General features: G+C 66.2%; 20 protein-coding genes and 2 tRNA genes. 14 read left to right on the plus strand and 8 right to left on the minus strand.

The window, feature by feature from the left end:
* Nucleotides 1-47: 47 nt before the first annotated feature.
* Complete coding sequence (gene ettA / locus MRBLMD1_RS19060) at nt 48-1,730, plus strand: energy-dependent translational throttle protein EttA (protein ID WP_159631783.1); 1,683 nt, start codon at nt 48-50, stop codon at nt 1,728-1,730.
* Between the two features lie 126 nt (nt 1,731-1,856).
* On the opposite strand, the gene MRBLMD1_RS19065 is transcribed toward ettA, so the two are convergent.
* Nucleotides 1,857-2,777: an acyl-CoA thioesterase gene (locus tag MRBLMD1_RS19065; RefSeq protein WP_364402615.1), complete on the minus strand. Its 921-nt coding sequence runs from the start codon at nt 2,775-2,777 to the stop codon at nt 1,857-1,859.
* Between the two features lie 64 nt (nt 2,778-2,841).
* Between MRBLMD1_RS19065 and MRBLMD1_RS19070 the strand changes: the two genes are divergently transcribed.
* Nucleotides 2,842-3,501, plus strand: a complete 660-nt coding sequence (locus MRBLMD1_RS19070) for a hypothetical protein (RefSeq protein ID WP_364402617.1) — start codon at nt 2,842-2,844, stop codon at nt 3,499-3,501.
* Between the two features lie 33 nt (nt 3,502-3,534).
* Here MRBLMD1_RS19070 and MRBLMD1_RS19075 read toward each other — a convergent pair whose 3' ends face one another.
* Both MRBLMD1_RS19075 and MRBLMD1_RS19080 read right to left on the minus strand, forming a co-directional pair.
* On the minus strand, nt 3,535-3,993 hold the full coding sequence (locus MRBLMD1_RS19075) for a globin (RefSeq protein WP_275180260.1): 459 nt from the start codon (nt 3,991-3,993) through the stop codon (nt 3,535-3,537).
* Between the two features lies 1 nt (nt 3,994).
* Nucleotides 3,995-4,678, minus strand: a complete 684-nt coding sequence (locus tag MRBLMD1_RS19080) for a mechanosensitive ion channel family protein (RefSeq protein WP_159631787.1) — start codon at nt 4,676-4,678, stop codon at nt 3,995-3,997.
* A gap of 66 nt (nt 4,679-4,744) precedes the next feature.
* Between MRBLMD1_RS19080 and MRBLMD1_RS19085 the strand changes: the two genes are divergently transcribed.
* Nucleotides 4,745-5,743 carry an NAD-dependent epimerase/dehydratase family protein gene (locus MRBLMD1_RS19085; RefSeq protein WP_364402620.1) on the plus strand — a complete coding sequence of 333 codons (999 nt, stop codon included), beginning with the start codon at nt 4,745-4,747 and terminating at the stop codon, nt 5,741-5,743.
* On the opposite strand, the gene MRBLMD1_RS19090 is transcribed toward MRBLMD1_RS19085, so the two are convergent.
* Both MRBLMD1_RS19090 and pepN read right to left on the minus strand, forming a co-directional pair.
* Nucleotides 5,740-6,213: an OsmC family protein gene (locus MRBLMD1_RS19090; RefSeq protein WP_364402623.1), complete on the minus strand. Its 474-nt coding sequence runs from the start codon at nt 6,211-6,213 to the stop codon at nt 5,740-5,742. The two genes, MRBLMD1_RS19085 and MRBLMD1_RS19090, sit on opposite strands and share 4 nt — an antisense overlap.
* Nucleotides 6,210-8,771, minus strand: a complete 2,562-nt coding sequence (gene pepN / locus MRBLMD1_RS19095; RefSeq protein WP_224026313.1) for an aminopeptidase N — start codon at nt 8,769-8,771, stop codon at nt 6,210-6,212. Before pepN ends, MRBLMD1_RS19090 begins: the two co-directional genes overlap by 4 nt.
* A gap of 172 nt (nt 8,772-8,943) precedes the next feature.
* Here pepN and MRBLMD1_RS19100 point away from each other — a divergent pair, with 172 nt between their 5' ends.
* From MRBLMD1_RS19100 to MRBLMD1_RS19110, 3 genes are all read left to right on the plus strand, one after another.
* Complete coding sequence (locus tag MRBLMD1_RS19100; RefSeq protein ID WP_364402626.1) at nt 8,944-9,978, plus strand: hypothetical protein; 1,035 nt, start codon at nt 8,944-8,946, stop codon at nt 9,976-9,978.
* Nucleotides 9,979-10,047: 69 nt separating this feature from the next.
* Nucleotides 10,048-10,542: a ribose-5-phosphate isomerase gene (locus tag MRBLMD1_RS19105; RefSeq protein WP_159631792.1), complete on the plus strand. Its 495-nt coding sequence runs from the start codon at nt 10,048-10,050 to the stop codon at nt 10,540-10,542.
* Nucleotides 10,542-11,501, plus strand: coding sequence for an Fpg/Nei family DNA glycosylase (locus MRBLMD1_RS19110; RefSeq protein ID WP_364402630.1), 960 nt, complete (start codon nt 10,542-10,544; stop codon nt 11,499-11,501). Before MRBLMD1_RS19105 ends, MRBLMD1_RS19110 begins: the two co-directional genes overlap by 1 nt.
* Before the next feature lie 49 nt (nt 11,502-11,550).
* Here MRBLMD1_RS19110 and MRBLMD1_RS19115 read toward each other — a convergent pair.
* Nucleotides 11,551-11,624, minus strand: a tRNA-Gly gene (locus MRBLMD1_RS19115).
* Between the two features lie 132 nt (nt 11,625-11,756).
* On the opposite strand from MRBLMD1_RS19115, the gene MRBLMD1_RS19120 reads away from it, so the two are divergent.
* From MRBLMD1_RS19120 to MRBLMD1_RS19145, 6 genes are all read left to right on the plus strand, one after another.
* A tRNA-Pro gene (locus tag MRBLMD1_RS19120) sits at nt 11,757-11,831 on the plus strand.
* A gap of 82 nt (nt 11,832-11,913) precedes the next feature.
* On the plus strand, nt 11,914-13,308 hold the full coding sequence (gene tig, locus MRBLMD1_RS19125) for a trigger factor (protein ID WP_364402633.1): 1,395 nt from the start codon (nt 11,914-11,916) through the stop codon (nt 13,306-13,308).
* 233 nt (nt 13,309-13,541) lie between these two features.
* Complete coding sequence (locus MRBLMD1_RS19130; RefSeq protein ID WP_018761581.1) at nt 13,542-14,165, plus strand: ATP-dependent Clp protease proteolytic subunit; 624 nt, start codon at nt 13,542-13,544, stop codon at nt 14,163-14,165.
* A 38-nt stretch (nt 14,166-14,203) separates the two neighbouring features.
* Nucleotides 14,204-14,863, plus strand: coding sequence for an ATP-dependent Clp protease proteolytic subunit (locus MRBLMD1_RS19135; protein ID WP_138606612.1), 660 nt, complete (start codon nt 14,204-14,206; stop codon nt 14,861-14,863).
* Between the two features lie 175 nt (nt 14,864-15,038).
* Nucleotides 15,039-16,319, plus strand: coding sequence for an ATP-dependent Clp protease ATP-binding subunit ClpX (clpX, locus tag MRBLMD1_RS19140; protein ID WP_159631795.1), 1,281 nt, complete (start codon nt 15,039-15,041; stop codon nt 16,317-16,319).
* Nucleotides 16,320-16,332: 13 nt separating this feature from the next.
* Nucleotides 16,333-16,947, plus strand: coding sequence for a DsbA family protein (locus MRBLMD1_RS19145; RefSeq protein WP_159631796.1), 615 nt, complete (start codon nt 16,333-16,335; stop codon nt 16,945-16,947).
* 369 nt (nt 16,948-17,316) lie between these two features.
* On the opposite strand, the gene valS is transcribed toward MRBLMD1_RS19145, so the two are convergent.
* Nucleotides 17,317-19,938: a valine--tRNA ligase gene (gene valS, locus MRBLMD1_RS19150; protein WP_364402638.1), complete on the minus strand. Its 2,622-nt coding sequence runs from the start codon at nt 19,936-19,938 to the stop codon at nt 17,317-17,319.
* An 81-nt stretch (nt 19,939-20,019) separates the two neighbouring features.
* On the opposite strand from valS, the gene MRBLMD1_RS19155 reads away from it, so the two are divergent.
* Nucleotides 20,020-20,208 (plus strand): hypothetical protein, encoded by a 189-nt coding sequence (locus tag MRBLMD1_RS19155; RefSeq protein WP_275180253.1) that lies wholly within the window; start codon nt 20,020-20,022, stop codon nt 20,206-20,208.
* An 18-nt stretch (nt 20,209-20,226) separates the two neighbouring features.
* Nucleotides 20,227-20,985 (plus strand): SDR family oxidoreductase, encoded by a 759-nt coding sequence (locus MRBLMD1_RS19160; protein ID WP_364402641.1) that lies wholly within the window; start codon nt 20,227-20,229, stop codon nt 20,983-20,985.
* Here MRBLMD1_RS19160 and MRBLMD1_RS19165 read toward each other — a convergent pair.
* Nucleotides 20,982-21,989 carry an endonuclease/exonuclease/phosphatase family protein gene (locus MRBLMD1_RS19165; RefSeq protein WP_364402644.1) on the minus strand — a complete coding sequence of 336 codons (1,008 nt, stop codon included), beginning with the start codon at nt 21,987-21,989 and terminating at the stop codon, nt 20,982-20,984. The genes MRBLMD1_RS19160 and MRBLMD1_RS19165 overlap by 4 nt on opposite strands.
* Between the last annotated feature and the right edge of the window lie 355 nt (nt 21,990-22,344).

Consider the following 22,344-nt stretch of genomic DNA (forward strand, 5'->3'; position numbering starts at 1 on the left):
CGGCTGTAAATGTGAGATCTGCCCGCCAACCCACTAGATTTGAGACCATGGCGGAATTTATCTACACAATGACCAAGGCCCGTAAGGCCGTTGGCGAAAAACTCATTCTTGATGACGTAAGTATGTCCTTCTTCCCGGGCGCCAAGATTGGTGTTGTGGGCCCGAACGGTGCCGGTAAGTCCACCATCCTCAAGATCATGGCAGGGCTGGACACGCCCTCCAACGGTGAAGCCAGGCTCAGCCCCGGCTACAGCGTGGGCATCCTGCTCCAGGAACCGCCCCTCAACGAGGAAAAGACCGTCCTGGGCAACGTCCAGGAAGGCGTGGGCGAGATCTACGGCAAGATTCAGCGCTTCAACGAGATCTCCGAGGAAATGGCCAGCCCCGATGCTGACTACGACACCCTCCTCGAAGAAATGGGCAAGCTGCAGGAAGCCATCGACGCCGCCGACGCCTGGGACCTCGACTCCCAGCTGGAGCAGGCCATGGACGCCCTCCGCTGCCCGCCGGCCGATGCCGACGTCACCAACCTCTCCGGTGGTGAGCGCCGCCGCGTAGCCCTGTGCAAGCTCCTCCTGCAGAAGCCGGACCTGCTGCTCCTCGACGAGCCCACCAACCACCTGGACGCGGAAAGTGTCCTGTGGCTCGAGCAGCACCTTTCCAGCTACCCCGGCGCCGTCCTCGCCGTCACCCACGACCGTTACTTCCTGGACCACGTGGCGGAATGGATTGCCGAAGTGGACCGCGGCCACCTGTACCCGTACGAAGGCAACTACTCCACCTACCTGGAGAAGAAGCGCGCCCGCCTCGAGATCCAGGGCAAGAAGGATGCCAAGCAGGCCAAGCGCCTCGCCGAGGAACTCGAGTGGGTCCGCTCCAACGCCAAGGGCCGCCAGACCAAATCAAAGGCCCGCCTGGCCCGGTACGAGGAAATGGCCGCAGAAGCGGACCGCACCCGCAAGCTCGACTTCGAGGAAATCCAGATCCCGCCGGGACCGCGCCTGGGTGGCCTGGTCCTGGAGGCCAAGAACCTCCAGAAGGGCTTCGACGACCGTGTCCTGATCGACGGGCTCTCCTTCAGCCTGCCGCGCAACGGCATCGTGGGTGTCATCGGTCCCAACGGTGTGGGCAAGTCCACGCTCTTCAAGACCATCGTGGGCCTGGAACCGCTCGACGGCGGCGAGCTGAAGATCGGTGACTCGGTCAAGATCTCCTATGCCGACCAGAGCCGCGGCGGCATCGACCCCAACAAGACCCTGTGGGAGGTCGTCTCCGACGGACTCGACTTCATCCAGGTGGGCAACGTCGAGATGCCGTCCCGTGCCTACGTGGCAGCCTTCGGGTTCAAGGGTCCGGACCAGCAGAAGAAGGCAGGCGTGCTCTCCGGCGGTGAGCGCAACCGCCTGAACCTGGCCCTGACCCTCAAGCAGGGCGGGAACCTGCTGCTGCTCGACGAACCCACCAACGACCTCGACGTCGAAACCCTCAGCAGCCTGGAGAACGCGCTGCTCGAGTTCCCCGGCTGCGCCGTGGTGGTCTCGCACGACCGGTGGTTCCTTGACCGGGTGGCCACGCACATCCTGGCCTACGAAGGTGACGACGAGAACCCCTCCAAGTGGTACTGGTTCGAGGGTAACTTCGAATCCTACGAGGAGAACAAGGTGGAGCGTCTGGGCCCGGACGCTGCCAAGCCGCACCGCGTCACCCACCGGCGCCTGACCCGCGACTAACAGCGCGGAACCGGGCCAAAAGCCTGACAGCACAAAAGAAGGCCGGCACCCCGACAATTTTCTGGGTGCCGGCCTTCTGCGTACCTGCAGGGTCAGCGTGCCTGCACGGATGCGGTGCCTTCGACCTCAGGCGCCCGGGGGGTCGGTGGGAATGCGCACCATCCCCTCCTGCGCAACGGAGGCGACATGCTGGCCCTCGCGGTTGAAGATCTTGCCGGTTGCCAGGCCGCGCGCACCGTGGGCGCTGGGGGATTCCTGGACGTAGAGCAGCCACTCATCAACCCGCGCGGGCCGGTGCCACCACATCGCGTGGTCCAGGCTGGCAACATTCATTCCAGGCGTGATCCAACTCAGTCCGTGCTGCCGAAGGATGGATTCAAGCAGCGTGTAGTCACTGGCGTACGCCAGGGCGGCCCGGTGCAGGTTGGAGTCGTCCGGCATCGGCCCGAAGGTCTTCATCCAGACAGCGTTGCGGGCTTCCCGCGGGCCGGCCGCTGAAACGTACAGCGCCGGGTTGACGTGCCTGATGTCGAATGGCCGCTCATACGCCCAGTGCCGTGCCACCGGATGATCGAACTTGCCCAGCAGGTCCGCCGTGCTGGGCAAAGATTCGGGGTCCGGGATTCCTTCCGGCATAACAGACGAGTGCTCGACCCCTTCGTCCTCTCCCTGGAACGAGGCGATCATGGACAGGATGGGCACGCCGTCCTGGTAGGCGTGGACCCGCCTGGCCGAAAAAGACCGGCCGTCGCGCAGCCGCTGCACCCCGAAGGTAATGGGCTTGTTGGCGTCCCCGGGCCGCAGGAAATAGCCGTGCATGGAGTGGACGAACCGTTCGGGGTCAACTGTCCGGATCGATGCCACCAGTGACTGCGCCAGCACCTGCCCGCCGAATACCCTGTGGTGCGGCTGCTGCTGGGAGGGGCCCAGGAAAATATCCTCATCCGTGCGGGCGCCCTCAAGCTCACCAAGGTCCAGCAGTTCGATCAGCGATGAGGTGGGGTCGCCAGTGGGCGGCGCCAGCAGTCCGGCTTCGGCTTCAGTCATGGTCCGACTCTAGACGGCGGCCCGCAAACCACTCAACCGGAGTGCAGCCGGTAGTGTTCTAGATGTGTCTGAACTTCTCACCTCGTCCTTCCGTTTCGCAGACCCGCGGGATCTCGCCGACCTGAAGACCTTCGCCACCCGGGCCAAAGCCATTGATGACGGTGCCATCCGCCTGCAGGCCGTCGGCTCCGTCCTGGCCGCCTACGTGTGCGTCCTGCGGCCCAGGCTCCTGGGCGAATCCACCCCGACGATCCTGGGGCTGCGCACCATGGCACTGGCGGAACCGTCCGGAACGGATGTCACCGTTGCATTGTCATCCGTCCTGGACCGGCTGGCACGGGCAGGGGAGGGCGACGTCGAATTGCCGGTTCCGCCCACCACCGTCACCGAGTCCTGGACCGGGGTAGGCGCCCCACGGGGCGGATGGGAACTGTTGGGGTCCGTCAGCGATTCCCGCCTGCGGGCGGCAGCCGAGGCGGGCATCGCCGAGGTGGCGGGCATTGTGCCGGACAAACCGGGCGCACTCATCGTGAACAACGCACGGGCCGCGGTATGGGGGCGGGAACTGGACGACGCCGGCCTGCCCGCCGGCGCTGCCTTCGCCGCCTTCGCGCTGGGGTTCCTGGGCGACGGCGACCAGAAGCTCTACCGGGCCGGCCGCTGGTTCCGGCTTACCGGACCCCGCGGCCACGTCCTGGCGCGCACCGGCAGCGGCCTGCTCTAGGCCAGACCGCAGGGCGCAAGCCGGATAAGAGATTCAGGAACCGGAGGGGCTGTTCACCATCGACAGCGCGGCCCGCTCCATGTAGTCCCACAGCGTTCCCTCGTACAGCGGCGGCAACTCCAGGGCGTCCACGGCGGTGCGCATGTGGAACAGCCACCTGTCCTTAGCCTCTGGCGTGACCTTGAAGGGCATGTGGCGCATGCGCAGGCGCGGGTGGCCGCGCTCCTCGCCGTACGTTGTGGGCCCGCCCCAGTACTGCTCGAGGAACATCAGGAAGCGGCGCTTCGCGGGCGCCAGGTCCTCTTCCGGATACATCGGCCGCAGCAGGGGATCGGTGGCCACTCCGTCGTAAAAGACGTCAATGAGCTTCACGAAGGTCTCGTGGCCGCCCACGGCGTCGTAGAAGCTGTCGGTGTAATCCGGCTTGCTGAAGGGATCATTCTGCATCAACTGGGGCCGCTGCCCGGGGCGCGGCTCAATGGGAAGCGACATGCTAGTCCCCGGCTTTCTGGTCAGTCTTTTTGGTCTCAACGTGCGCCGAGCCCTGGTCGGTGGTGCCGTCGTCGGACTCATGCAGTGGAACGTACCGTCCCTGCGACCGGTTGCCCACGCGCAGGATCTCGCCGTTGCGCAGGTACCAGATGGCGCCGTCGTCCGAGCGGACGCGGGTGATGCGCAGTCCCATGGACTCCACCACGCCCACCACTTCGCTGGTTTCGATCACATCACCGATCCCGTACTGGTCTTCAATGGTAATGAAGATCCCGGCCAGGAAGTCGCGGATCAGCTGCTGGGCGCCGAAACCGATGGCCACACCGAGGATACCCACGCTGGTCAGCAGCGGGGCGATGTTGATGTCCAGGTTCTGCAGCACGTACATGCCGGTGATGATGACCACCAGCACGCCCACCACGCTGTTCAGCAGTGAACCGATGGTTTCGGCACGCTGGACCCGGCGTTCGTGGTCAAGGGCCCTAAAGGCCGGAGCAGCCCACCTGAACGTGGGCTTCTTGAAGAAATTGCTCCCTGACGCCACCCGCTTGGTGATGCGGGAAATGATGAACGTGGCCACGAGCCAGACGGCAACGCCGACGCCGAGGCTGATCACGATGCCTGGGAGGCTCACGCCACTCGGCTGGCTGGTGGCTGGGGGAAGGATGGACAACATGCTGACCATGGGTGGAAATAGCTCCTTGGGATATTGCGCTGTTCTCTTTCAACCCTAGCGCCGTAGCGTGGAGCAATGCGCATCCTCATCCTCGGCGGAACAGCCTACCTCTCCCGGGAAATCGCCAGGCAGGCGGTGGCCGCGGGGCATCACGTCACGTGCCTGGCCCGGGGAGTGTCCGGCGAGCCGCCGCCCGGCGCCGAGTGGGCCAGGGCGGACCGATCGGCGGGCCCGGCAGCGTACTCCGGCGCGGCCGGCACGTGGGACGCCGTGATCGAGGTTGCCCGGGACCCTGCACCTGCCCGGGACGCCCTTGCCGCCCTCGCTCCGAAGGCCGGCCACTGGACCTTCGTTTCCAGTTGCTCAGCCTATGCGGACCATTCCGTCCCCGGAGCGGCAGAGGACGCCGGGCTCCTGCCGGCTCTTGCCCCCGGAACTCCCTCCACCCCCGGGAACTACGGCGAGTCCAAAGTGGCCATCGAGCAGGCCACCCTGGACGCCACACGCGGCAGGGCCCACATCTGCCGCGCCGGCCTGGTCGGCGGCCCTGGCGACCCCACCGACCGCTACGGCTACTGGCCGGCCCGCTTTGACCGCAGACAGGGGCCGGTGCAGGTCCCGGACATCGGGCACCGGCCCACCCAGGTCATCGACGTCCGGGACCTGGCGGCGTGGATCCTGCGTGCAGCCGAACAGGGAACCACCGGCCCGCTGAACGCCAACGGAGACCAAGTGGCCTTCGCAGAGCTCACCAGCGCCTGCGGCGAACTCTCCACCGCCGACACGCCCGCCACCGTCACCGCCGGTGAAGAATGGCTGGTGGCGCAGGGCGTTAACTACTGGTCAGGGCCCGATTCCCTTCCGCTTTGGCTCCCGCCCCATCACGAGGGCTTCATGGCCCGCAGCAACCAGGCAGCCAAGGCTGCGGGAATGGTGCTGCGGCCCTGGCAGGAAACCCTGGCCGACACCCTGGAAGATGAACGCGTCCGCGGGCTGGACCGGTCCCGGAAGGCCGGCTTGCAACCCGCCACGGAGCATCGGCTCGTCAAGCTGCTCCAGGGCAGGGAAGCCTAGGCGGCCACCGTCACCGGCTGGTGCTCCACCGGGAAGTTCACGCTCCGGGCAATGAAACAGACCTGGTTGGCCTCATGGTGCAGCGAGGCGGCCAGTTCCGCCTGCGCGGCGTCGGCCACCGTCACGTGCGGGTGCAGGGTGACACGCTCGAACTGGCCGCTGCCGTCCCGGTTGAGCCGCATCAGTCCGGTAGCCTCATCCCGGTAATCCGTGACCACCACGCCGTGCTTCACCGCCACGTGCAGGTAGGACAGCATGTGGCACTGGGCCAGCGCAGCCAGGAGAAGCTGCTCCGGGTTGTACCGTTCCCGGTCTCCATGGAAGGTGGGATCTGCCGAGCCCTTGAGGACGGGCAGGCCCGGAATCAGCACGTCATGGTCCCGGGAGTAGCTCCGGTAGGACGACGTGCCGCCGCCCCGGTTGCCTGTCCACTGGACGGTCAGCGAGTACCGGTGTTCGTTGAGGCTCACGCCGGGCTGCCCTCCTGCAGGACATCGGCGGCTCGGGCACGCAGGGCGCGGGCCACGCCGTCGCGGTTCTCCAGCATCATCCGCCGCAGCGCAGCGCTTTCCGCCGGCAGCGACGCCAGGAAGGCGTCCGTCCGGTCGATGGTGGCCTGCGTGGTCAGCAGCGCCGGGTAGAGGCCGACGACGATCTGCTGGGCGAGTGCGTGCGTGCGGGTTGCCACGATGCCCGGCACAGCCGCGAAGTACAGCTCCGAGTACGGCTCCAGCAGCGAACGGTCCAGCACCCGCATGAAGCCGGTCACCGCCGATCCCTGCAGTGCGTTGGACAGTTCTCCCTTGACCACAATGGATTCCCAGGCCGCGGCCTTCGCCTCCGGGGTGGGGATGGCAGCCTTGGCCAGTGCGGCCGCGTTCTGGCCGCTGGAGGTGTTGTCCCGCTCCAGTTCGGCGTCGATGCCGTCCTGCGCCATCCGGCCGCCGGAAACCAGCGAGGCCACCAACTCCCAGCGGAGGTCCTGGTCAACGCTCAGGCCTTCCAGGACCACGGACCCGTCCAGGAGGCCGGACACCCGGTCCAGCTGGGACGCGCTGCGGGCCAGCAGCGCGAAGGACTTGATGAACTGCAGCTGGCCGTCGGAGCCGCCGGGAACAGTCGAAGCCAGATCCCACAACCGGTCCACGGCCGCAACGGTGGTGGCTTCGCGGTGTTCCTCGGCCACGTAGAAGTTCAGGGTGGTGGCCAGCTGCCGCAGCTGGACCAGGATCACGGAAGAATCCGTCTCCGCAGCGACGTTGGCCAGGATCAATTCCACGTACTTCCGTGCCGGACTCTCACCGTCACGGGCAGCATCCCACGCGGAGTTCCAGACGAGGGTCCGCGGCAGGCTTGCAGCGAAGTCCTTCAGGTGCGCGGTGGCGGTGGCCAGGGACGCCGGGTCCAGCCGCACCTTGGCGTAGGCAAGGTCGTCGTCGTTGATGAGGATCAGGTCCGGCCTGGCCAGGCCGGCCAGCGCCGGCACCTCCGTGCGTTCGCCGTCGACGTCCAGTTCCTCGCGGTGCACCCGGGTGAGCTTGCCGGCGTCGTCCAGGTTGTAGAACCCCACGGCAAGGCGGTGCGGGCGGATGGTGGGCCACTCCGGAACCGCGGACTGCAGGATGGCAAAGGACCGCAGCTTTCCGTCGGAATCCACCTCCACCTCGGGAGCCAGCGTGTTCACTCCCGCGGTCTCCAGCCACTGCCGGCCCCAGCGGTCCAGGTCGCGGCCGCTGGCCTTCTCCAGCTCCACCAGCAGGTCCTGCAGCTCCGTGTTGTGCCAGGAGTGCTTGGCGAAGTACTCACGGACACCCGCCATGAACTGTTCCGGCCCAACCCAGGCCACCAGCTGCCGCAGCACCGAGGCGCCCTTGGCGTAGGTAATGCCGTCGAAGTTGACCTCAACATCCTGCAGGTCGTTGATCTCCGCGAAGATCGGGTGCGTGGTGGGCAGCTGGTCCTGCCGGTACGCCCAGGACTTTTCCACGGAGGCGAAGGTGGTCCAGGCGCTGGTGAAGGACGTGGCCTCCACCGCCGCCAGGTGGGACATGTACTCGGCGAAGGACTCGTTGAGCCACAGGTCGTTCCACCACCGCATGGTCACCAGGTCCCCGAACCACATGTGCGCCAGTTCGTGGAGCACAGTGATGGCGCGCCGCTCGATCTGGGCGCCAGTGACCTTGCTGCGGAACACGTAGCCTTCCAGGATGGTCACCGCTCCGGCGTTCTCCATGGCCCCGGCGTTGAACTCGGGAACGAACAGCTGGTCGTACTTCTCAAACGGGTAGGGGCAGCCGAACTGTGCTTCGAAGAACCCGAAGCCCTGCCGCGTGAGCTCGAAGATGTTGTCCGCATCGAGGTACTGCATCAGGGATTTGCGCGCGAAGACGCCCAGCGGGATGACCCGCCCGTCAGAGCTGGTGACCTCGCTGCGGACAGACTCGTACGGGCCCGCGATCAGGGCGGTGACGTAGGAGGACAGCCGGGGCGTTGGTGCGAAGGTCCACACGGACCGGGCGCCGTCGCCGGCCTCCACGGGAGCAGGTGTGGGGGAGTTGGAAATGACATCCCAGTGGGACGGCGCGGTGACGGTGAAGGCGAACGTTGCCTTCAGGTCCGGCTGCTCGAAGACGGTGAACATCCTGCGGGAATCGGGAACCTCGAACTGGGTGTACAGGTAGACTTCGTTGTCCACCGGGTCCACGAACCGGTGCAGCCCTTCGCCGGTGTTCATGTAGGGCATGTCCGCCACGACCGTCAGCTCGTTGTGCTCGGCCAGGTCCGGCAGCTGGATCCGCACGCCGTCGGCCACGGTGGCCGGATCAAGGGACCGGCCGTTGAGGGTCACGCTGTGCACGGTGCGGGTGACGGCATCGATGAAGCTGGCCGACCCCGGCGCCGCCGTGAATTTCACGGTGGTGGTGCTGCCGAAGACCTCTCCGCCGCGGGTCAGGTCCAGGCTGACATCGTAGGACTCGACGGTGATCAGTTCGGCGCGCTCACGGGCTTCGGCGCGCGTCAGGTTCATGCCTGGCAAAAGAGGGCCTCCAGAGAAGTTTCGGCTGCCGGCCGGTGGTCCCGGTTCCGGCACTGTCATGCATTCTTTCATCCCTGGGGTCCTTGGCAAGTTGCGCAGCTCACAGCCGCCTCCGCCCGGGCGGGGCGCTTGGCCGGGCAGCCACAGGGGTAGCGTTAAATGCATGGGAAAGCTGCTGGATTCGGTGGACACCAAGGCACTGCGCTTCGCCGTCGGGTTCCCCGTCGTCCTGGCCGCCGCCTTTGCCTACTGCGCGTCGCTGCTGCGGCCGGACCTTCCGGAGCCGGTCGCCATCCGCTGGACGGACGGCGGCGGGGCCGACTTCGCGCCCTTCGGCGCCTACGTGGGGGTTGGCGCCGCCGGAATTGTCCTTGCCGGCTGGCTGGTCCTGCTCCAGGCCGTGCCCCTTGGACGGCCGGTCATGATGCGGCGGATCATGATGGGTGCCGGACTCTTCCTCAGCCTGTTCATCACCTCCGCCCTTGCCGCGGGCCTGATCGGCCAGACCGGGCTGGCCGACGCCCGGCAGTCGCATGTGGACATGACGGTGCTGGCCCTTGGCAGCGGTGCCGCGGTATCGCTCGGGGTGACCATGGCCATGGTCTACAAAGCTGACCGGCAATGGTCGCCGGATGATGACAGGGCGCTCCAGGTCGCCATCGCCAAGGAACTTGACCCCGACCTTGCCCGGGACAGCATCAGGCTCTGGGTCCACGCCCGCAGTTCCGTCTTCGTCATGATCGCCATCGCCTCCCTGTTCCCGGCGGCCCTCATCGCCGTCGTGGTGCCCTGGCTCGGGATCCTGCTCGTGGTCCTGGCCCTGGTGGGGACAGCGTTCCTGTTCGCCCGCATCAAGGCGGACCGGCGCGGACTCAAGGTCCTGCTGGCCGGGGTGGTGCCGGTCATGGACGTGCCTGCCGGCGCCATTTCCGACGCCAGTGCCGCAGAGGTGAGGGCCGCGGACTACGGCGGGTGGGGCTACCGGCACCACCACGGAACCGCAGCCATGCTGGTCAGCAGCGGCCCCGCCGTCGTCGTCAGCAAGACCGACGGCCAGCGCCTTGCCGTCAGCGGCGGCAGCCAGGCCTCGGCCGCGCGGCTTGCCGAAGTCCTGACGCGGGTGGCCGCCAGGGCCCGCCGCGGGGGCGGAACGCCGCCACCTGCGGAAGGCCAGAGCCCCGACCCCGGGCGGCCCTAGTATCCTTATCCGTGTCGTTCCGGCCCCACCCGGTGGCCGCCAGCTCCCACAACCGAACGGACTTAGCACGTGACCACTACCCCTGCCTACCCGCGGGTCCACATCGCCACCGACCATGCAGGCATGGAGCTCAGCGCCCACCTGGTGTCCCACCTGACCGGGAAGGGATACGAGGTGGTTGACCATGGCCCCAAGGTTTACGACGCCCAGGACGACTACCCCTCGTTCTGCATCAACGCGGCCCTCGCCGTGGTGGCTGACCGGGAGGCCGGCGTCCATGCCCTGGGCATCGTGCTGGGCGGCTCCGGCAACGGCGAACAGATTGCCGCCAACAAGGTGAGGGGCATCCGTGCCGCCCTCGCCTGGAACCTTTCCACGGCCACCCTTGCCCGCGAGCACAATGACGCCAACGTGGTGGCCCTGGGCGGCCGCCAGCACACGGTGGAGGAAGCCACTGAACTGGTCGAGGCATTCCTGGCCGAGCCCTTCAGCAACGATGAACGCCACATCCGCAGGATCGAAAAGATCGCTGTTTTTGAGGCCACCGGCGAGGTCATCGAGTAGTGCCCGAGGGCCATTCCGTCCGCAGGCTCGCCCGCCAGTTCGGCGACGTATTCCTCGGCGAGGCACTGGCTGTGTCCAGCCCCCAGGGCAGGTTCAGCGGGGGAGCGGCGCTGCTGGACGGCCACGCCATGGTCGCTGCCGAGGCTCACGGCAAGCACTTGTTCCTGCACTTCGACAACTCGCTGGTGCTGCACGTCCACCTTGGCCTGTACGGGGCCTGGAGCTTCGGTGGTGACAGCACCTTCGCCGGCGCTTCAAGCATCGGTGCGCCGCGTCGGGTAGGTGAGCAGGAGGCGTTCGCCGACGGGGACGACGACGGCGGCGCGCCCTACGCAGGTCCGCCGGCGCCCGTCGGGGCCGTCCGGGTCCGGCTCGCCGGCAGCCACGGCTGGGCGGACCTTCGCGGGGCCACCACCTGCGAGACCATCACCGCAGCAGAGGCCGACGCCGTCCTGGCGCGGCTGGGGCCGGATCCGTTGCGGAACCTTCGCGGGGACGCCGGGCGGTTCGCCGCCAATGTCCGGACCCGGAAGACCCCGCTGGCGGCCCTGCTCATGGACCAGAAGGTGATTGCCGGCGTCGGGAACGTCTACCGTGCCGAAGTGCTGTTCCGCCGCCGCCTCGATCCGTTGCTGCCCGGCACCGCGCTGCCGGACAACGACGCCCGCAGGCTGTGGCGCGACATCGTCGCCGTCATGAACGACGGCGTGGCCGATGGGCGGATCATCACCACCCCGCCCAAGTACTGGGCGCTCGATGGCATCACGGCCGCCAAGGCGGCCGCGGCAGGGGAACCGGTGCCGCCCAGGAGCGCACATTTCCCGCACCGGGACGACGTCCACTTTGTCTATAAAAGGCACGGGCTGCCCTGCAGGGTGTGCCGCACCATCGTGCTCATGGCCGACCTTGCCGGCCGGAACCTCTACTGGTGCCCTTACTGCCAGCAGCCGCAGGCGTAGAAGAACAAACGCAAAAAGGCCCCTCGGTCGAGGGGCCTTTTTGTTGTCCTGGAGGGGACGACGGGAATCGAACCCGCGTAATCAGTTTGGAAGACTGAGGCTTTACCATTAAGCTACGTCCCCGAAGGAAGATCCGATTTTCAGCGGAAACTCCGGGCTGGCTGTTCAAGCCGGATACAACTAAACCTAATCCATGGCCTACGTGTCAAATGTGCAATCGCGACGCGTATCACCGTAGACTTGCCTGTGCACTTACGGGGTGTAGCTCAGCTTGGCTAGAGCGCCTGCTTTGGGAGCAGGAAGTCGCAGGTTCAAATCCTGTCACCCCGACTCTGCGGCCAGGACCAGCAGGCCTGGACACACATTGCGTTTGCAGAAAACCCCCATCCCACAACCCAGGAGTACTTAGACCGTGAAGAGCGCTGTCGAGAACCTCACCCCCACGCGGGTCAAGCTCAATGTTGAGGTCCCCTTTGAGGAACTGAAGCCCAGCATCGACTCGGCCTACAAGACTGTTGCCTCGCAGATCCAGGTCCCCGGGTTCCGCAAGGGCAAGGTTCCCGCCAAGCTCATCGACCAGCGCGTTGGCCGTGGCTACGTCCTGGAGACCGCCATCAACGACGGCCTCAACGGCTGGTACCAGGCTGCCGTGCAGGAATCCGGCATCCGCCCCCTGAGCCGCCCCGAGGTGGAAATCACCGAGGTTCCCGACCCCTCCGCCACCGACGGTGGCTTGAAGTTCGCCGCCGAGGTTGACGTCCGCCCCGAGATCGAACTCCCGGACTACGCCGGCATCGAGGTCCAGGTTGCGGCCGCGGAATCCTCCGACGAAGACGTGGACAAGGCCCTGGACGAACTGCGCGGACGCTTCGGCACCCTGAAGTCCATTGACCGTCCCGCTGCCGACGGTGACTTCCTCACCATCGACATCACCGCCACCATCGACGGCGAAGAGGTTGACTCCGCTGCCGGCCTGTCCTACCAGGTTGGCGCCGGCACCATGCTCGAGGGCATGGACGAAGCCGTGACCGGCCTCAGCGCCGACGAGGACGCCATCTTCGACACCACCCTGGTGGGCGGCGACCACGCCGGCGAAGCCGCCCAGGTCAAGGTCGTCGTCAAGGCCGTCAAGGAACGCGAACTGCCCGAAGCGAACGACGACTTCGCCCAGCTGGCCTCCGAGTTCGACACTCTCGCCGAACTCCGCGAGGACCTGGCCAAGCAGGCCGCAGAGTCCAAGATCGTGGAGCAGGGTGTTGAAGCCCGCGACAAGGTCCTGGACAAGCTGGTGGAACTCGTCGAGGTTCCGGTTCCGGACTCCGTCGTCGAAGAGCAGCTCGAAGCCCACTTCCAGGAGGGCAACGGCCACGGTGACGGCGAGCACGACACCGAAGAGCACCGCGAAGAGGTCCGCGCCAACACGGCCCGCGCCTTCCAGAACGAGATCATCCTCGACGCCATCGCGGAGAAGGAAGAAGTCAACGTCAGCCAGAACGAGCTGATCGACTACATCGTCACCACCGCCAGCCAGTACGGCATGGACCCCAACCAGTTCGCCCAGATCATCGATCAGAGCGGCCAGGTCCCCATGATGGTTTCCGAGGTCCGCCGCCGCAAGGCACTGGCCGTCGTGCTGGGCCAGGCCACGGTGACCGACACCGAGGGCAAGACTGTTGACCTGAGCGACTTCGTCCGCCCCGCCGGCGAAGAGGCACCTGCCGCAGAAGCTGCCGACGCCGACGCCACCGAAGCTGCCGAGGCAGAGGTTGTCGAAGCCGAGGACACCACGGCTGACGCCAAGGCATAGTCCTTTTTGAACCGCAGCAACGGCCCCCGGATCCTTTCGATCCGGGGGCCGTTCGCGTTGGACCGGAAGCGGCGCGCTGCTGATTCGCTGATCGTGCGCCGTCAGCGAACAGCCGTCGGTGCGCGAACAAAACACCCGTGAAACCGGTTAGTGTCCAAGTAGTGATTTTCAGTGATGTCACCGTCACCAGTGAGAGGTAAGTAAACATGTCACAGCACTCAGAGGCCCCCCGGATGGCGACCGTCGATCCTGCAGCCCAGGACAACTACATTTACAACCGCCTTCTCAAGGAGCGGATCATCTGGCTGGGCTCGGAGGTGCGTGACGACAACGCCAACGCGATCTGCTCGCAGCTGCTCCTGCTCTCGGCCGAGAACCCGGAAAAGGACATCTACCTCTACATCAACTCGCCCGGCGGCTCCGTCACGGCAGGCATGGCCATCTACGACACCATGCAGTTCATCCCCAACGACGTCGTGACCGTCGCCACAGGCCTTGCCGCGTCCATGGGACAGTTCCTGCTGTCCTCCGGCACCAAGGGCAAGCGGTACGCCACGCCCAACGCCCGCGTGCTGATGCACCAGCCGTCCGGCGGCATCGGCGGCACCGCTTCCGATATCAAGATCCAGGCCGAACTCATCCTGCACATGAAGAAGGTCATGGCGGAACTCACCGCCGAGCAGACCGGCCAGACCGTTGAAACCATCCTCAAGGACAACGACCGCGACAAGTGGTTCACAGCCACCGAAGCACTCGAATACGGTTTCTTCGACAAGATCGCCGCGCACGCCGGCTCCGTCTCAGGCGGCGGCGGAACGTCCAACGGTTCCTCCGGCGAGTCAGCCTCCCAGAACTAACCGGCATCCAGAACCCCTTTCGATCAGGAGCAAACACAATGAACTACAACTTCGGGTGGTCAGCCGGCAATCTTCCGTCCAGCCGCTACGTCCTGCCGCAGTTCGAGGAACGCACCCCCTACGGCTTCAAGCGCCAGGACCCGTACACCAAGCTCTTCGAGGACCGCATCATCTTCCTCGGCGTGCAGGTGGACGACGCTTCCGCTGATGACATCATGGCCCAGTTGCTGGTCCTGGAGTCCACGGATCCGGACCGCGACATTACGCTCTACATCAACTCGCCCGGCGGCTCCTTCACCGCCATGACGGCGATCTACGACACCATGCAGTACATCCGCCCCGAGATCCAGACTGTCTGCCTGGGCCAGGCCGCCAGTGCGGCTGCCGTCCTGCTGGCGGCGGGTACACCCGGCAAGCGGCTGGCACTGCCCAACGCCCGCGTCCTGATCCACCAGCCGGCACTGTCCGGCGGCCAGGGCGGCCAGGCCTCCGACCTGGAGATCCAGGCCGCTGAAGTCATGCGTATGCGCTCCTGGCTGGAGGACACCCTGGCCCAGCACTCCGGCCGCACGTCGGAGCAGGTTAACAACGACATCGAGCGCGACAAGATCCTCACCGCCGACGAGGCCCAGGCATACGGCCTCATCGACCAGGTTCTTGATTCACGCAAGATCAAGCCCCAGGCGATCACGAGGTAGCAGTACCGAAAGCCGGTGCGGTCCAGCTCATTTGGCCGCACCGGCCTTTTCATTCCACCCTTGGGGCCGAATGTGACCTAGAGTGGATGTTGTCACAAACCGTGCCGTGCCGGCCGGGAAAGATTTCAGCAATGGTGCAGGGCTGCCTGGCAGCAGGATACTAAGGGGTTCATATATGGCTCGGATTGGCGAGAGCACGGATCTGCTGAAGTGCTCTTTCTGCGGAAAGAGCCAGAAGCAGGTGCGCAAGCTCATTGCCGGCCCCGGTGTCTACATCTGCGATGAATGCATCGAGTTGTGCAACGAGATCATCGAGGAGGAGCTCGCGGAGGTCGCTGATCTCGGCAGCTTCGAATTGCCCAAGCCGCGTGAAATCTTCGACTTCCTGCAGGAATACGTCATCGGCCAGGAGCCCGCCAAGCGGTCCCTCGCCGTCGCGGTCTACAACCACTACAAGCGCATCCAGGCGGGCCATGCGCCGAAGTCCGGAAACCTGGGGGACAGCGGCCATCACGACGACGTCGAGATCGCCAAGTCGAATATCCTCCTCATCGGACCCACCGGCTGCGGCAAGACCTACCTGGCCCAGACCCTCGCCCGGCGGCTGAACGTGCCGTTCGCCGTGGCGGACGCCACCGCCCTGACTGAGGCCGGATACGTGGGTGAGGACGTGGAGAACATCCTCCTCAAGCTCATCCAGGCCGCTGACTATGACGTCAAGAAGGCCGAACAGGGCATCATCTACATCGACGAGATCGACAAGATCTCCCGCAAGAGCGAGAACCCCTCCATTACCCGCGACGTGTCCGGCGAGGGCGTGCAGCAGGCCCTCCTGAAGATCCTCGAAGGGACCGTGGCCTCGGTACCGCCGCAGGGCGGACGGAAGCACCCGCACCAGGAATTCATCCAGATCGACACCACCAACGTGCTGTTCATCGTCGCCGGTGCCTTCGCCGGCCTGGAAGAGATCATCGGTTCCCGCTCCGGCCGCAAGGGCATCGGTTTCGGCGCCCCGCTCAACGAGGCAAGCAAGAAGGTGGATTCTTACGGTGAGGTCATGCCGGAGGACCTGCTGAAGTTCGGCCTGATCCCTGAATTCATTGGCCGGCTCCCCGTGATCACCACCGTGTCCAACCTGGACCGGGACGCCCTGATCCAAATCCTTTCCACCCCCAAGAACGCCCTGGTGAAGCAGTACCAGAAGATGTTCCAGATCGACGGCGTCGAGCTGGTGTTCGACGACGCCGCCCTGGAAGCCATTGCCGACCAGGCATTGGAGCGGGGCACCGGTGCCCGTGGCCTCCGCGCCATCCTGGAGGAGGTCCTGCTTCCCGTGATGTTCGATCTTCCCAGCCGCGAGGACGTGGCCAGCGTGGTGATCACCGAGGACGTGGTCCTGCGGGGAGCCGAGCCCACCATGATTCCGCACGTGGCCAAGCGCCGTAAGTCTGCCTGACCGAGAGGACTCCGTGACTTCACCTTCCAAGAACAAAGCCGACTTCTGGTTCGACCCCCTCTGCCCGTTCGCCTGGGTCACCTCCCGCTGGATCGGGGAAGTGGAAGCCGTCCGGGACATCGAGACGGAATGGCACGTCATGAGCCTGGCTGTCCTGAATGAGGGACGTGACCTGGAGCCCGGCTACCGGGAATCCATGGACAACGCGTGGGGCATGGTCCGCGTGATCATTGCCGCCCGGGAAGAGCATGGGCCGCAGGTCATCAAACCGCTGTACGACGCCATGGGAACGCTGATCCACAACCAGGGCGAAAAAGACCGGGCCGTGGTCATCACCAAAGCCCTTGCCGAATGCGGCCTCCCCGCCTCCCTGGCCGACGCCGCCGCCACGGACGCCTACGACCAGCAACTCCGGGCCAGCCATGAGGAAGGCATTTCGCTGGTGGGACAGGATGTTGGAACCCCGGTGGTGGCCTTCAATGGAACAGCCTTCTTCGGGCCGGTCCTGACCCGCATTCCCCGTGGTGAGGAAGCCGGCAGGATTTGGGATGCCACCACGGTTATCGCCGCGTATCCGCACTTCTTCGAGCTGAAGCGCAGCCGTACCGAAAGCCCTGAGTTCGACTAAAAACACCAGGCTGCACCGCTTGAGAGGGCGCCCAAAACCGTGGAAGGGCCCCGGGAAAACTACCGGTATGTAGTTCTCCCGGGGCCCTTGCACGTGGTCCGGCACAGGAGAACAATGGTTCCTACCACTTCGAAAGAAGTGGACGCAGGAACCAAAGATTCAGTGATATGTAAGTCGACGCAGCCATCGGCAAAGTTGAATGCAAGCTACCAGTGACGGGGTAGTAAGACCTGAAGTTCAGCGGATCCTGCCAGACCATCAGAGCACGTCACCGGATGGCCGAAAAAGTCGAAGCCCCACCAACGGCAAAACGCTGATGGGGCTTCCCCTTTGCCCGGAAACCGGGGCTGGCCCGGATCCGGTCCGGTGTCAGGCCTTGGCGGGCTCGTCGCTTGGAGCCAGGGCGACGTCAGTGACCGTGAGGTCACCGTCACCCACGGCCAGGGTGATCTCCCGGGCGTTGGACGCAGCCTTCAAATCAGCCAGACCGGCCTGCAGCTGTGCGGTCAGCGCCTCCGGGGCAGTGATGGTCGCCGACAGCACTTCGGTGCGCTGCTTGACCTTGGCCTCAGACTTGGCTTTGCGGACACCGCTGAGTGCCACGCCCACGGTCGCAAGCATGGTGGTATCCCCGCCGGGGATCTCCAGGGCGGCAGGCCACTGGGCCCGGTGCACCGACCCGGTACGCCACCAGCTCCATACTTCCTCGGTGGCGAAGGGCAGGAACGGGGCGAAGAGCCGCAGCAGGGTGTCCAGCGTGGTGGCCAGCGCGGCCAGCACGGAAGCCTGCTCCGCTTCGCCTGCGGCCCCGTAGGCCCGGTCCTTGATCAGTTCCACGTAGTCGTCGGTGAACTGCCAGAAGAACGACTCCGTGAGCTGCAGGGCCCGGGCGTAGTCGTAGTTGTCGAATGCCTTGGTGGACTGCGCCACCACCTCGGCCAGCTGGGCCAGCAGCGCCCGGTCCAGGGGGTTCGCCAGGACGGAAAGATCGCCCGACAGTACCGAGTTCTCCGTGGCACCCAGGTTCAGCACGAACTTGGAGGCATTCAGGAGCTTGATGGCCAGGCGGCGGCCGATCTTCATCTGCGCGATCTCGTAGGCGGTGTCGGCGCCCAGGCGTGCAGAGGCAGCCCAGTAGCGGACGGCGTCCGAACCGTACTCGTTCAGCACGTCCGTGGGCACCACCACGTTGCCCTTGGACTTGGACATCTTCTTGCGGTCCGGGTCCAGGATCCAGCCGGAGATGGCCGCGTGCTTCCAGGGGGCACAGTCCTGGAGGGCGTCCGCGCGGACCACCGAGGAGAACAGCCACGTGCGGATGATGTCGTGGCCCTGGGGGCGGAGGTCGAACGGGTACACCTTGGCGAACAGGTCCTCGTCCCGGCTCCAGCCACCCACGATCTGCGGGGTCAGGGAGGACGTGGCCCAGGTGTCCAGGACGTCGGCGTCGCCGGTGAAGCCGTTGGGCTGGTCGCGCTGTGCCTCGTCGAAGCCGGGGGCGGCGTCCGCGGCGGGGTCGACGGGGAGCTGCTCGTCGGAGGGCAGGACGGGGTGGTCGTAGTCCGGGTTTCCCTGCGCGTCGAGCGGGTACCAGACGGGAATGGGCACGCCGAAGAACCGCTGGCGGGAGACCAGCCAGTCACCGTTCAGGCCGGCGATCCAGTTTTCATAGCGGGAGCGCATGAAGGACGGGTGGAAGTCGATGTCCTTGCCGCGGCCAATGAGGCGTTCGCGGCGGTCCTCGTCGCGGCCGCCATTCCGGATGTACCACTGGCGGGACGTCACCACTTCCAGGGGCTTGTCGCCCTTTTCGAAGAAGTTCACCGGGTGCGTGATCTTCTTGGGTTCCCCATCGAGCAGGCCGGCTTCCTTGAGCAGCTCCACCACGGCTTCCTTGGCGGAGAAGGCAGTCTTCCCGGCGATGGCGGCGTACGCCTCCTTGCCGGCCTCGCTGGTGATCCACTCGGGGGTTTCGGCAATGATGCGGCCGTCGCGGCCCATGATGGCGCGGGTGGGAAGCTGCAGTTCCCGCCACCACGTGACGTCGGTCAGGTCACCGAAGGTGCAGACCATGGCGATGCCGGAACCCTTGTCCGCCTTTGCCAGCGCGTGGGCCTTGACCTCGAGCTCAACGTCGAACAGCGGGGACTTCACGGTCTTGCCGAACAGCGGCTGGTACCGCTCGTCGTCGGGATTCGCCACCAGCGCGGCACATGCTGCAAGGAGCTCCGGGCGGGTGGTCTCGATGAAGATCTTCCCGCCGTCTTCGGTGAAGAAGGGGTAGCGGTAGTAGGCGCCCGGGACCTCGCGGTCCTCAAGCTCGGCCTGGGCCACGGCGGTACGGAACGTGACGTCCCACAGCGTGGGAGCCTCGGCCATGTAGGCGTCACCGGCGGCCAGGTTGGCCAGGAAGGCACGCTGGGACACGGCGCGGGAAGTGTCATCGATGGTGCGGTAGGTCAGGTCCCAGTCGACGGACAGGCCCAGGGTCTGGAACAGGTTCTCGAAGACCTTCTCGTCCTCAACGGCCAGTTCCTCGCACAGTTCGATGAAGTTCTGCCGGGACACGACGTCGAAATCGCGCTGGTTCTTGGCCGGCTGGGCGGGCGGCCGGTAGTCGGCGTTGTAGGGGATGGCAGGATCGCAGCGGACACCGTAGTAGTTCTGGACGCGGCGTTCGGTGGGCAGGCCGTTGTCATCCCAGCCCATGGGGTAGAAGACGTTCCTGCCGGTCATGCGCATGTACCGGGCCTGGACGTCCGTCTGGGTGAAGGAGAACATGTGCCCCACGTGCAGGGATCCCGACGCGGTGGGCGGGGGAGTGTCGATCGAGTAGACCTGCTCCCGGGTGGTGTCGGGGTTGAACTTGTAGGTTCCCTCGGCCAGCCAGCGCTGGGTGAGCGCGGCTTCGAGGCCTTCGAGGGCCGGCTTGTCCGGAACATTGATGGGGGCGGTGGTGGGCGTGTCTGTACCCTGCGTGTCTTCAGCCATTTGCCAATTCTTTCATGCCCGCTTGCGTCCCACCCAACCCGTCCCGCCCGCACGGACGCGGACACGGGTAGCATGCGGGCCATGGGAGAGTTCCGGGCAACCTTCGGGGTGAAGCGCATCTACGACCCACCGGCGGATGACGACGGCTTCCGCGTGCTGGAACTGGCGCGCGCACACCCCCGGATCACCCTCCTCTACGCTGCCCGGAACACCGGGGCGAACAATGCGCACGTCCTGCTTGATTACCTCCGGGGACAGTCCGCCGGCTGATCCCGCTAGGGTGGTGCCATGACTGAGGACTTGCAGAAAAAGGCAGCATTGGTGACCGGCGCGAGCAGCGGAATCGGAGAGGCAACAGTGCGTGCGCTGCGCGCCGACGGGTGGACGGTCTTTGCCGTGGCACGCCGGGCTGACAGGCTCGCGGCGCTGGAAGGCCGGACAGGCGCCGTCGCGATTCCCGCAGACATTGCAGAGGACGACGACGTGTCCCGGCTCCTCGCCCAGGTCACCGAAGCGGGCGGCATCGACACGCTGATCAACATCGCCGGTGGTGCCCGGGGTGCTGACAAGGTAGGCGATGCCAACACCGCCGACTGGGAATGGATGTACCGCGTCAACGTCCTGGGAACCCTCAAGCTCACCCGCGCGTTCCTTCCGATGCTGCGGGCCACCGGCGCGGGAACCGTCCTGAACCTCACCTCCACCGCGGGGCTGGACGCCTACGAAGGCGGGGGCGGCTACAACGCCGCCAAGTTCGGGCAGCACGCCATGACCAACGCCCTCCGGCTCGAAGAGGCTGAGCACAACGTGCGGGTCATCGAGGTGGCGCCCGGGCTGGTGCAGACCGAGGAGTTCGCCCTCAACCGGCTCGGGGATGCGCAATCCGCAGAAAAGGTCTACCAGGGCGTGGAGAAGCCGCTCACCGCAGAGGATGTGGCCGACGTCGTCCGCTACGCCGTCAGCGCCCCGCACCACGTCAACCTTGACCAGGTCGTCATCCGGCCGGTGGCCCAGGCGGCCACGCACAAACTCATCCGGAAGGCCTAGGGCACGGGGATGCGCAGGGTGGCCACCACTGCGGCATGGTCCGTTCCCTCGATCCGGTGGACTGAATAGCCGGAGGCGGTAATGTCGCGGCTGGTCACCAGATGGTCCAGCGTGATCCCGGGCAGGCGGTACCCACGCATCGGCCAGGTGGGCACCAGCCTGCTGCCCAGGGAGGCGGCCACGTCCACCAGCGTCCGGCCGCCTCCCTGGCCCGCCAGCAGCGCCCTGAATTCCCGGTGGTCGTAGGTCGCGTTGAAGTCCCCGGCCAGCAGCAGGGGACCGGACCCGCTGTCCGCCCTGGCCACCGTGGCCAGGTCCCTGCGCCACTGGCCAACGGCGTCACCCACCGGCGCCAGGGTGTGCACAGCCACCACCCGCAGGGCGGCCCCACTGCCGTCCGCCAGGTCCAGGCTGGCTACCGGCATGGTGAATTGGGTGGCCGGAAGCACCCCGCCGTCCTTCAGGTTTAGCGAGGAATAGATGGCCGTACCGCCGGCGCCGTCCCTGGGATGGGCAACCCGGTGCGGGAGCAGCCCGTCGAGGCCCGCCGCGGTGAGCCGCCGTGACAGCTGGGGCGTGTATTCCTCCACCGCCAGCAAATCCACGTGCTGTTCACGGACCAGGTCCACGATGCCGGCAGCGTCCGCATCCCCCAGCTCCGCGTTGATGCTCATCGCCACGAGGGAAACCGGCCTTCCGGCGGCCTCGGCTGCAGGCCCGCGGACGTCCACCGGGAAGAGCCAGAACGCCTGGCACGCCAGCAGGGACCCCGCCAGGACCCGCTGCCACCGGCTGCGCCCAAGGAAGGCCAGGACCAGCGCTGCCGCGGCAGGCACTGTGAGCCAGGGCGTGAAAGCCACCAGCTGGACCCCCAGGACGGGCCACTCGACGGGGACAGCGCGCACTACGGACACCGCTGCGACCGGCAGCGCAAGGGGAATGAACAGCCACCGGCATGCGGCGGCCGCGCGCCTCCGCCCGGCAGGGCGCCCGGAAGCTGTCATGAGCCGAGTCTAGGGAATGCGCGGTGGTGGCGTCAGCCCCAACGGCCCCTGGATGCTCTGAGTGGCACGGGACGCTGTGAATGGCAGGGATGCTCTGAATGGCAGGGATGCTCTGAATGGCACAGGACGCTGCGGCGATAGTAGACTCTTTATGGCTATGACCCGGCAATCACCGGTGAGCTTCCGGAAGAACGCGCAGTGTGCCCCTGCAGGGTGGCTGTGCCAGTAGAACCGGACGGGTAAGCCCGTCACAGCAGTAATGAGAGGCCGGGGCGGCAGGTGTTCCTCACGGAAGACACGCGGCGCCGGTAAGTGAGGTGGTACCGCGGTGGGCGTGCAGTCTTTTCGGGACGGC

This window comes from Pseudarthrobacter sp. LMD1-1-1.1 (genome assembly GCF_040676255.1).
GTDB lineage: Bacteria > Actinomycetota > Actinomycetes > Actinomycetales > Micrococcaceae > Arthrobacter.